Source organism: Kibdelosporangium phytohabitans, assembly GCF_001302585.1.
In the GTDB taxonomy this organism is placed as follows: domain Bacteria; phylum Actinomycetota; class Actinomycetes; order Mycobacteriales; family Pseudonocardiaceae; genus Kibdelosporangium; species Kibdelosporangium phytohabitans.
In genome coordinates this window covers 3,695,458-3,705,981 of sequence record NZ_CP012752.1, presented here as the reverse complement: position 1 = coordinate 3,705,981, position 10,524 = coordinate 3,695,458, and the positions used below count along the sequence as shown (strand labels likewise).

The following is a 10,524-nucleotide window of genomic DNA, read 5'->3' as shown; positions in this document are numbered from 1 at the left end:
TGGTGTGGTTGCCGTTCGGGCAACCACACCACAGTCTTCTCAGCTGAATTCCGGGAAGTCCTCCGCTATTCCGCGGAGGTCTTCGCTGGGTGAATCCCGAACCGCGTCCTTCAGCCGCTCCAGCCAGTCCAACCGGCCGATCTGTTCCAGCGTCATGGCCAGGGCGCGCAACTCCGTGTCGCTTTCCGGATCGGGGTCGGCGACCCGCGCGGAAACCAGCGGTTCCAGCCGCGAATCCCGCTGGTCCGGCCGCAGACCGGCCAGGAGGTACCTGGCGCGGGTCGCGTACGGGTCCATGCCGAGGCAGTAGTCGAACAGTTCCGGGATCAGCTCCTGGACGATGTCCGGCCGGGTCGGGGCGATGTAGCCGAGGAAACGCAGTGCCAGGCGGTCGCCGGAACCCGATGCGAACGCTTCGCGGAGCCTGCCGACCGGCTCGTCGCGCAGGACAGCGTCCCGGGTGGCGCCATACGCCTCGTCGGCACGCCCCAGCGCCTCCCACGCCCTGTGGTGAATCATCAGCCGGTCCACCTCATCTCTCCATTCTACGTTCGCCCTCTTTCTTCCAGGGCATCGATTTCACTTTGCTGTTGTACTCGTCGAACGACATGTCCCTGGTCGGGTAGATCGTGTGGTGGCCCTCCGGGTCGTTGTCCTTCACCCAGGCCAGGCCCTCCGGCAGCTCGTACCCCTCTGGCAGGGACCAGGCGAATCCCGAAGCGTGCTGGGCGAGGCGTTCCTTGGTGTCGAACGACGACACGCCCTTTCTCTCCAGCGCGGGCTTCCCGGTCTGCGATTTGACCGTGCCGAGGCTGTCCACCTCGAAATCCTTGCCCTTCCGGTTCGGATTCACCTTCTTCTCAGTGCTGTTGCCCGCCGAGTACAGCTTCGTCTTCAGCTTGCGGGGGTGCGGTTCTTCCTTGCGCTTCTTCTTTGTCTTCTGATGCTCCTGGATCTTGCGGATGACCTTTTTGACGACCTTCTTGGCGACTTTCTTGACCGCCTTCTTGATGTTCGCCTTGCTGAAGGTCTTGGTCACCCATTTCTTCGTGGTTTTCCAGACCTTCGACTGCTGGACCTTCTTGACGGTCTTCGCCACCCACGTTCTGACCGTCTTCACCACGTAGGTCATGACTGTCTTCTCGACGTACTGCCACGCGATGCCGACTTTCCTGGCCAGCCAGCCGATGCCCTTCCACAGCTGTTTGGCGACCCAGACGCCGAACCGTTTGAGCACCGGCACCACGAACCGCATCATCAAGGGCACGAGCACTCTGACCGCGACCACCCGGAGCACGACAGCCGCGACAACCACGACCACCCAGAACCGGCCGTCCGGGTCGGAGAAGGTGACGGGGTTGTTGTTGGCGTACGCGTACGCGTTCATCTGCTGCGGCTCGGTGTACTCGATCTCCGGGTCCGCCGAGATGAACTTGCCCGTTGACGGGTCGTAGGCCCGTTGGCCCAGCTGCGTCAGGCCGGTGTCGGCATCGATCGTGCCGCCGACGAACCCCTTCTGCCCCGGCCATTGCGTCGCCTGGGCGCCGCGTGTCTCGCCGAACGGATCCGTCCGCCGCCGCGTCACCTCTTGGGTTTGCGCGTCGATGGACAACTCGGCCGTGCCGACGTGGTTGGGGTCGAGCCAGTGGAGTTTGTCGTCCGAGGTACGGACCGCGACTGTCTCGTTTTCGTGCTTGTAGTAGCGAGTGCCGCTCACGACACCGTTCGGCGCGAGCAACACCTCGGTTGTGCCGAGGTACAGCGTTGTGCCGCTGGTGTCACGGCGGAGCAACCGCTGCCCGTCTGCGTCGTAGACGTACGACGTGACCTTCGCGCCCTCGGCCACCTTGGTCAATAGGCCCTCGGTGTCCCATTCCAAGGTCTGTCCGGGCGATGTTCCCAGCTTGCGGCTGGTCGTGTTGCCCGCTGTGTCGTAGCCGAACTCGTCCACCTTGGTACCGGACGGGCTCGTCGTGCTCACCTTCTGCACGGCGTGCGGGCGGGCCTGGCCAGGCGCCGGGTATGTGTACGTGCTCGACGTGGTCTTGCCGTCCGGCCCGACCTTGGTCGCGCTCGTCCGGTTGCCGACCTTGTCGTAGGTCCACCCGTGCCAGTACGGGGCCGGGCCGCCGAGTGCTCCGGAACTCGGTGCCGCGGCACAGTTTCCGTCGCGTGGCGTCCACGCACCGGTCATCCGGCGCAGGTAGTCGTACTGGTAGCACTGCGTGTCGGCCTGCTCGCCCGTGTCGGCGCCCGGCTGGTTGGCGATCCGGGTGATGTTGCCCGCGGGGTCGTAGTTGAACGACACGTTCGACACCAGCCGGCCCGGCGTCTCGCGTTCGGTCACCGTGCGAGCGACCCGCCGGGTGCCGATCTCGTACTCGGCGGACCGCTTGACCCACTTGCCACCCGCGGACAGCGTCACCTGCTGCGGTTCCGAGTACGGGGTGTAGGCGGTGTTGGTGACGTAGGTCGTCTTGCCGCTCAACGTGCTTGCCAGACCGAGGCTGTTGTAACCGTATGTCAGCGTTTCCGCCGCGAGACCACCGGCCGCGGGCAGGGACGCCTGGCCGACCGCGCCGTCCGCCAGGTAGTTGGTGCCGAAGTCGTACGTACCGGCCAGTTTGCCCTCGGACGCCGGGATCGTGATCCTCATCCCGGTCGGCCGGTTGCCCGCGTCCACCCCGGTGATCGACTGGGTGTACTGGTTTCCGTCCACGTATCTCGTCGACGAGACCGGGATGCCGGGCACCGCGGTGCCGTCCGGCAGCTTGTCGTATGTCCACTCGGCACGCTTCGGGCCGCTCAGCGACCCCTCGTGCACCGCCTTCTCACGGCCCAGTTCGTCGTAGCTGTACGCGAGAACCCGGCCTCGGGCGTCCTTGCGTGTGGCGACTTCGTTGCCGTCGTTGTACGTGACCTCGGTGACGCCGCGGTCCGGGTCCTCGGTCTTGACCGCCCGGCCCAACAGGTCGTAGTGGTGCCGCCAGACGTTGCCCGCCGGGTCGGTGACGGTCTCCAGTTGACCGTGCGGGGTGTAGGTGTACGAAGTCTTGTCGTACTCCCCTGTCGGTGCGTTGCCCTTGTACTGGCGCAACTCCACCAACCGGCCTTCGGCGTCCATGATCTTGCTGGTCGGGGTTTCGCCGTCCGGCGGGTCGACGAAGTACTGGCTGCCCGAGTAGCTGTGCGTCGTGCGCCACTTCTCGACGCCTTCGATCTTGAAGATCTCGGCGGTCACCCGGTCCTGCCCGTCGTACTCGGAGACCTTCTGCGCGGGCAGCATCGCCTCGTCCGGGGTCACCACGTCGGGGCCGGGCGGGGCGTCGTTGTAGTACGGCCCGTTGACCTTGATCTCCAGGCCGCGGGAGTCGTAGATCGTGTCGACGACGACACGTCCGCCGCCGGGAGCCGGGTCCTGGCTCTGCCGCAACCGCATCTGGCCGTCGTACAGGTCGATGTCGGTCTCGTACCCGCCGTCGGGCTGCAACGTGCGGTTCGTGATCGCGTTCGCCCCGTTGGGACGGATCAGGTAGCTGTGCTCGATGTTCGGGCTCTGCGCGCGGTTTCGTCCCGGCAGCCACGTCTTGGTCACGCGGCCGAGCGGGTCGAAGGCCGTTTCGGTGCGCTTGCCGTTCGTGTCGGTGACCACGAGCGGATCGCCCCACGCCGGTTCCAGTTCGGTGACCGACGAGTGGCCGAGCGCGTTGGTCGTCGTCACCTTCGTGACCGGACCGCCCACACTGGACTCGAACTTCGTCGTGGCTTCCTTGCCGAAGACGTCTGCCGTCTCGACGATCCGGCCGTAGCCGTCGAAAACCGTACGGCCGACCGTCTTGAACACCGGAACGCCGTTGGCCCACCCGCTGAGCTCGTCGCGGCGCGTCGGGTCGCCGCGGACCGGTGTGGCGCCGAGGTTTTCGTTGTTGTCGTAGAAGGTTCGCTCGACGTCGACCAGGTCCGCGGGCAGGTTCGGCGTCTTGTCGCACGCGACCCGGACCGTTTCTTCCTGGTACTCCAGGTCCATCAGGTTGGTCGCCGGGTTGTGCGTGTAGCTGTACCTGGTGCAGGTGTCGTCGTTCGGGTTGTCGACGTCGTTGAGGTCCTCGGACCGGATCAGCAGCCCGTTGGCGTCGAAGACGTTGTTCGACCCGGTTTTCAGCTGCGCGCCGTTCGGGTGCGCCTCGGTCTGCCGCACGGCGGATTCGCCGACCCGGTAGGCCTTCGTCGTACCCCAGCTGCGCACCCGGGTCGCGGTCGGCGTGGAGACCCACGGGTCGGTGATGGCCCGTTGGGTGACGGTGCCGCCGGCCTTGTCGTAGGTGATCCGCTCACGTTCGGAACCGGCGAGGTCGTTGCTGTCGTCGACAGCGACACCGTTGGAGTCGACGACCTTGACGTCCTTCACGCCACCCGCGGCCGTCTTGTCCTCGTCCATGCCGCGGAAGTACAGGACCTCGGTCTGCTCCTGCGGGCTGCCCTGCTGGCCCTTGATCGTCTGCACGCGGTCGTAGCCACGCCACTGCGACCAGGTCTTGCGCTCGGCCGGGACCAGACCGTCCTCTTCGTCGTGGTGCCACGCGGGCGTGCCAAGATAGTTGATCTTGGTGACCTGCGGGGCCAGACCAGTGGTCAGGTCCTTCTCGGTCACGTCGGACACCACGTACTTGTGGAACCAGTCCTTGCGTTCCTTGGCCTGGTCGTCCAGTGAGTCGGGCGTCCACTTCAGCGGGTGGCAGCGTTTGGCGTTGCTGTCCTCGGCGGGCAGGTTGCCCGGCGCGGCGCACTCCTTGGGCAGGTAGCCGACCGCGAGCTCACCGCCGGTCTCGGTGCGGATCGACTTGATCCGCCACCAGTTCATCGGCGGGATGCCGTCGATCCCGTCCACCCGGTTGGCCAGCTGGATGCCGTCGAAGTTGACCTCCGGCAGGCTCGCTGTGCCGCCGACCAGGCCGGTGCGCTTGACCGACGCCAGCCACATGCCCGCTCTGGTGCCGTCGCCCGGCGCCGGGAAGGAGTGGGTCAGCGTCCACTCGTCGACGTTCTTGTACGCGCCCGCGTTCCACACCTTCGTGGTGACCTTGGCCAGCCGCTTCTGCGTCCAGAACGTCGGCGTCTGCTTCGTGCCGCAGTTCGTGGTGCTGGTGCACTGCTGGTCCAGCGGGGTGTCCGGCCAGTTCGCGGGCTTGGTGGTGACGCACTCGGTGCCGGGGACACACCGGTCGGCGACGGTCATCACGACCTGGGCGACGGCGGGCTTGGTGTAGACCTCGCCGTCCTTCTGGCCGTAGTCGATGCGCTCGAGGTAGCCGTCCCGCACGTAGCCGCTGACCTTGGTGGGAGTCAGGTTGCGGGCGTAGTTGTTGGTCTCGGTCTTGTAGAACAGGCTCATCGTGCTGCCGTGCACGTCGACGACGTAGTCGAGGTTCCACCGCCACGCCTGCTGGCACCAGGACGCGTCGAAGGTGCTCTTGTTGCACGGTTCGCCGGCGTGGTTGCCGAAGACCGGTGCGGTCCACGCCGAATTCGTGGTCGCCTTGCCGGTGGTCCAGCCCGGGAGCTTGTTCAGGCCGAAGAAGTACTGCGTGCCGTCCTTCGTGGTGATCTTCCACGACTCGCCGTCGTTGTCGCCGTTGTCCTTGCCGGACACACGCTCGATCTTCGACCCGTCGTCGCTGCGCAGCCGCCACGCACCCGTGGCGTCGTCACGGACCAGCTCGCCTCCGCTGCCGTTGAGCTGCAACGTGGCGTTGTCGGTACGCCAGCACAGGTCGCCGGTCTTCTTGGAGTTGTTGCTGTCCTTGGTGTCCGTTGAGCAGCTCGCGTACCGGCGCTCGATGTAGCCGCCGGGGTTGAAGTCGAAGCCCTCACCGGCCCAGCCCGGCTGGTTGTTCGTGGCGGACGTGCGGGCGTCGACGTTGCCCGACGAGTACGACAGCGCCAGTTCGGGCGCGGGCCCGTCCAGCGCCGGCGGCGCGTGCATCTCGTACTGCCAGTTGAAGTCGCCCGACGACGTCCCGCTCGACCACGTCGAACCCGGGGAGAGCGAGCTCGCCTGGTAGTCGCCCGCGCCTGAGGACGCCGCCGCGGTGACCGCGAAGAGCTGGTTGTGCCCCGGTGTCACGTCGGCTGACAGCTTGCCCGCGCCGTCGTTGCGCGTGCTCAGCGGTTTCGCCTGGCAGTTCTCGCCTTCCGGCGTGCTGAGCGCGCAGTCCGGCAGCAGGGCGAGCTTGAGCCGGTTGGCCCAGTCGCCGCCGTACGCGTCACGGAAACCGGAGTAGTCGACCTCGACCGACAGCGGTTCGTTCTTCGCGCCCGACACCCGGAAGGTGGGCCCGTCGAGGCGCTTGTCGAGTATTTCCAAGCGGATCTTGGTTTCCGCCGCGCCGGCCCTGGCCGGGTCGCCGCGGGTCACCCGGATCGGTCCGGCCGAAGCGGATCGCTGCCGCGCGTCGAGCGAGACCTCGCTGACCGAGGGTGCGGGCCACGAAACAGCAGGTGTGCTCTTGAGAGCCTTCTCCTCCGCGGCGTCCGGACCGGCCGGTTCCGCCACGATCTTGGTCACCGGCACGGATTTCTCGGTCCGCGCGGTCCACGGCCTGCCGGGATCGGCCGATGCTGCGTTCGGGATTACGGCGACCAAGCTGGCTGCGACCGTCAACGCAACGCCCGCACACGCCCACCGATGTCTCTTTCGGTTCATGCAGTGCCCTCCAGTGCGTCACTCCCCAGTGCGGCGAGTTTCTGCTGTGAACCTTGCGATTTCCTTGTGCAAGCCGCGCGGTGACCGCAACCGGTCGCGGCGTGGGCACTGCTCGGAGGCCCACGCCGCGCGGGTGTCAGCTCGCGTAGGCCGCCGCGACGGCGCTGTGCACCGTCGACGAATACGCCGGGTCGGAGATGTGGATGCCGCCGAACACCGGCCCGTTGTCCCTGGTGAACGCCCACCCGCCGGTGGATTCGAAGCCGGGGTCGGCGATGTGGCACCCGGTCGGCTGGATGTCGTCGAACCGCACGAGCACCCGGTGGTTCGCGACGCCTTTCGCCTGGTGGAGCCGCGAGGCCAAGGTGCCGGTCCAGCTGGACAGGTACGGCGCCAGATCACGCGGCGAGGACGTGTACCAGTCGGTGCCCCCGCTGGCGATGTCGCGTTCCCACACCTTCGTGCCACCGACGAGCGCCTGCTTCATGTGGTAGCCCGGCGTGTTGCCGCCCAGTCGTCCTGGTGCCGCAACACCATCGAGCACGACGTGGACCCCGCGTCGAGCCGGACGGTGGTGCTGGCCGCCACGAAGCCGCCCGCCTGCGTGTCGGTGTTGCTGTGCACGGTGAACACCAGTCCACCGCGTCCGGTGTGGGCGAACGACACGTCCTTCGCCTGCGGGAGCCCGGGTGTGAATGGCAGCGCGTACTGGACGACGCCTGCGATCTCCCCCGCCTTCATGTACTCGATACCCACCGCCGTCACCGCGGTCACGTAACCGACATCCGGCGTGACGGTGGTGTTCGACAGTGTCGACGCGTACGGCATCAGGAGCAGCTTCTTGTTCTTCGCCGCAAGAAGTCCGACAGCTGTGTTCAGATGACCGCGCAACGAGCCCGTCCACACGGTGTTTCGGTTCGGGGAGTCGTTGAACGGCAGGATCAGGCTGTCCACGGCGTCGGCGTACGAGTTCACGAACGCCGCGTCGAGCTGGCGGACGTAGACCACCGGGTAGAGGTCGATGCCGGCGGCGGCACGCATCTGCCCGGTGTACGACGGCGTGGAGAACGCCTTGTTGTAGACGAAGTCGTCCATCGCCCACGCCCTGAGCACCGGGTACTTCTTGGCGAGCGCGCCGATCGCCCTGGCCCAGGCGATGTAGTCCTTCTTGTGCGGCAGGTAGTTCGAGCAGGTTTCCTCGACGCCGGGGCACTCGGATGGCGGTACCAGGCAGGCCCACGTGACGAGACCGGCGTCCTGGGCCTCGCGCAGGAACGGTCCGAAACCGTTCCAGTCGTTCTCGTTGTGGACGAGGAACGCGTACGTGTTGGCGTTCATTTCCCGCAGCCGTGCGACGGTGGCCTTCGCGTCGACACGCCCGTTCGTGCGGACCGGGTTGGCGTAACTGGCACGCACACCCGGCGTCGGCGCCGCTTGCGCCGTCGCGGGCAGAAGCGCCGGGTACAACGCCGAAATCAGGAGAACAAGGCATAGGCCTTTGAACTCGCGCACGGTGAGGTTCCCCCCTCGATTGCCATGACCGGACAGCCCGGCTACACCGCGTTCCTGGTGGAGCGATGCACAGCACCCAGGTGTAGTGGGTGCGAATTGACCGGCCTCGGGGGAAGCTCGCCGGACAACAAGGTCCGGACAATGAAGGACCGATGATGGGAGGTGATCCGGCCCGCCGGCAACCTCAGGCAGTCATCCGGATACTGGCCTGGATCGCCTGCAGGAGCGCGGTGGTGGCGGGCGGGTCGGGCGGGTCGCCGTAGGTGACGGCGTAGATCTGGCGCGGGTTGTCGGGGATCTCGACGGCGTGGATTCCGGGCTCCCGGTGCGCGCGGAGGGCGAGGCCGGGCAACGTGGTCACGCCCATGCGCGCGGCGACGAGCGTCTGCATGACGACCATGTCATCGCTGACCAAGGAAATGCGCGGCGTGAACCCCGCTCGCTGGCACACGGTGACCAGTTCCTCCCGGCACCGCACGCACCCGCCGATCCAGGTGGAGTCACGGTGGTCGGCGATGGTCTGCCCGGACTCGTAGGTGACCAGGTAGATCGGGTCGTCGAGCAGGTGGACCAGCCGCAGCCCTTCTTCCTCGCGCGGGGTGTCGGCGTACCGGAAGATCAACGCGACATCGATCTCGCCCGCGCGCAGCAGGCGCAGTGCTTCCACCGGGTGCACGTCGACGAGGCCCAGTTCGATCCCCGGGTGCGCGCGGGCCAGTGTGGCGGCTGCCTTCGGGACGATGGTGCTCAGCACCGACTGGAAGCCCGCCAGCCTGACCCGCCCGGCCCGCAACCCGACCCGCGCGGCCAGTTCGGTTTCGGCGGCGCCCACCCGGCCGACGATCTCGGCGGCACGAGCGGCCAGCAACTCCCCTTGGGGCGTGAGCCGGATGCCGCGGCCGACGCGTTGGATCAGCTTCGCGCCGGTGGCCGTTTCCAGCCGCGCGAGGTGGTGGCTCACCGCCGGCTGCGTGTAGTGCAGTTCCTTCGCGGCCTCGGTCACCGAACTGTGCCGGGCGACAGCGGCCAGCACCGCGAGCTGGGTCAGGTTCAGCACACATAAAGAGTACTTGTAAGAACTCCTGAACCTTGGCATTAGACGTCATGTGATTCTCGGACCACGATGGGAACCGCTTGGAAGGGAGAGCGCAATGACCACCCCCACGACCGTCAGGCCCGGCCTCGCGGAGCTGATCGACCGGATCCGTCAGCGCACCCGGCAGGAAACCGACCCGCACACCACCGCCCAGCGGGTGGCGGGCGTCCTCACCGAACTGCGCCCGAGCGCGCACCTGCTCAGCGCGGCGGAACGGGAAGGCTCCGCCGACGGGTACACCCGCCACACGTTGCACGCCGAGGCCACGTTCTCGATCTCCGCCGTGGTGTGGCGGCCGGGCCAGATCACCGAGATCCACGACCACCTCGTGTGGTGCTCGTTCGTCATCCTGCAAGGCGCCGAGACGGAGAACGTCTTCGACATCGACGGCGACCGGCTGGTCCAGGTCGGCCGGCTGCACCGCCCCACCGGCTCGGTCAGCGGCGTCGCGCCGCCCGACGACATCCACCAGGTGCACAACACCGGTGACGCAGTCGCCATCACCTTGCACGTCTACGGCGCCGACCTCAGCCAAGGCACGAGCGTGCGCCGCACGTACCAGTCACGCACAAACCAGTAAACCGGCAAAGGAATTCCCGACATCATGCGCAAGCTCATCGTCCAGCAGTGGGTCACCGTCGACAACATCGCCGCGGAGGAGGACGGCGGGCTCAGCTTCGTGACCGAACCGCCCTTTTCCGGGAAAACCGATCCCGCGTACAAGGCGAGCGTGATGCGGGCCATCGACTCGGTCGACACGATGATCATCGGAGCGAACACGTACGCCATGTCCAAGGATTATTGGCCACACGCCAAAGACCAGGGAGAGTTCGGCGAGAAGTTCAACAACCTCACCAAGTTCGTCGCCTCGTCGAAACTGGACGACGCGCCCTGGGGCGATTTCCCCGCCGCCACCGTGACGCGCGACCCGGTTGCCACCGTCCAGGAACTCAAGCAGCAGGACGGCAAGGACATCCTGCTCTGGGGCAGTTTGCGGCTCATGCGCCACATGCTGGCCGCGGACATGGTCGACGAGGTGCAGATGCGGATCTGCCCGGCGGCACGCGGGAAGGGAACGCGCGTTTTCGAAGATCGGCACGACCTGCGGCTGATCGAGGGTGCCTCGTTCGGAAACGGCGTGGTGATTCTGCGTTACGACGTCAAGAAACGAGCCGGCACTCGCTCGTGACAGACGGAAAACCGCGGCCGCGTC

The 10,524-nt window shown here is 66.9% G+C and carries 7 protein-coding genes; 2 read left to right on the top strand and 5 right to left on the bottom strand.

All coding sequences use genetic code 11. From position 1 onward, the window contains the following. Positions 1-39: 39 nt before the first annotated feature. The 5 genes from AOZ06_RS17050 to AOZ06_RS17030 form a co-directional block, all read right to left on the bottom strand. A complete protein-coding gene (locus AOZ06_RS17050) occupies positions 40-519 on the bottom strand; it encodes a hypothetical protein (protein ID WP_157233076.1) in 480 nt (159 codons plus the stop codon). 13 nt (positions 520-532) lie between these two features. Next, positions 533-6,703, bottom strand: coding sequence for an RHS repeat domain-containing protein (locus tag AOZ06_RS17045; protein ID WP_083471753.1), 6,171 nt, complete (start codon positions 6,701-6,703; stop codon positions 533-535). Between the two features lie 136 nt (positions 6,704-6,839). Then, a complete protein-coding gene (locus AOZ06_RS17040) occupies positions 6,840-7,190 on the bottom strand; it encodes a hypothetical protein (RefSeq protein WP_054290294.1) in 351 nt (116 codons plus the stop codon). After that, a complete protein-coding gene (locus AOZ06_RS17035) occupies positions 7,187-8,215 on the bottom strand; it encodes a hypothetical protein (protein ID WP_157233075.1) in 1,029 nt (342 codons plus the stop codon). The genes AOZ06_RS17040 and AOZ06_RS17035 overlap by 4 nt, the downstream gene beginning before the upstream one ends. Positions 8,216-8,399: 184 nt before the next feature. After that, positions 8,400-9,272, bottom strand: a complete 873-nt coding sequence (locus tag AOZ06_RS17030) for a LysR family transcriptional regulator (protein ID WP_054290292.1) — start codon at positions 9,270-9,272, stop codon at positions 8,400-8,402. A 94-nt stretch (positions 9,273-9,366) separates the two neighbouring features. On the opposite strand from AOZ06_RS17030, the gene AOZ06_RS17025 reads away from it, so the two are divergent. Together AOZ06_RS17025 and AOZ06_RS17020 are read left to right on the top strand one after the other, a co-directional pair. Beyond that, on the top strand, positions 9,367-9,891 hold the full coding sequence (locus AOZ06_RS17025) for a cysteine dioxygenase family protein (protein WP_054290291.1): 525 nt from the start codon (positions 9,367-9,369) through the stop codon (positions 9,889-9,891). 24 nt (positions 9,892-9,915) lie between these two features. Continuing rightward, positions 9,916-10,500: a dihydrofolate reductase family protein gene (locus AOZ06_RS17020; RefSeq protein WP_054290290.1), complete on the top strand. Its 585-nt coding sequence runs from the start codon at positions 9,916-9,918 to the stop codon at positions 10,498-10,500. Positions 10,501-10,524 lie beyond the last annotated feature (24 nt).

Coding starts and splice junctions, on each gene's coding strand:
- AOZ06_RS17050 (WP_157233076.1), bottom strand. CDS start 519: ATGATTCACCACAGGGCGTGGGAGGCGCTGGGGCGTGCCGACGAGGCG.
- AOZ06_RS17045 (WP_083471753.1), bottom strand. CDS start 6,703: ATGAACCGAAAGAGACATCGGTGGGCGTGTGCGGGCGTTGCGTTGACG.
- AOZ06_RS17040 (WP_054290294.1), bottom strand. CDS start 7,190: ATGAAGCAGGCGCTCGTCGGTGGCACGAAGGTGTGGGAACGCGACATC.
- AOZ06_RS17025 (WP_054290291.1), top strand. CDS start 9,367: ATGACCACCCCCACGACCGTCAGGCCCGGCCTCGCGGAGCTGATCGAC.
- AOZ06_RS17020 (WP_054290290.1), top strand. CDS start 9,916: ATGCGCAAGCTCATCGTCCAGCAGTGGGTCACCGTCGACAACATCGCC.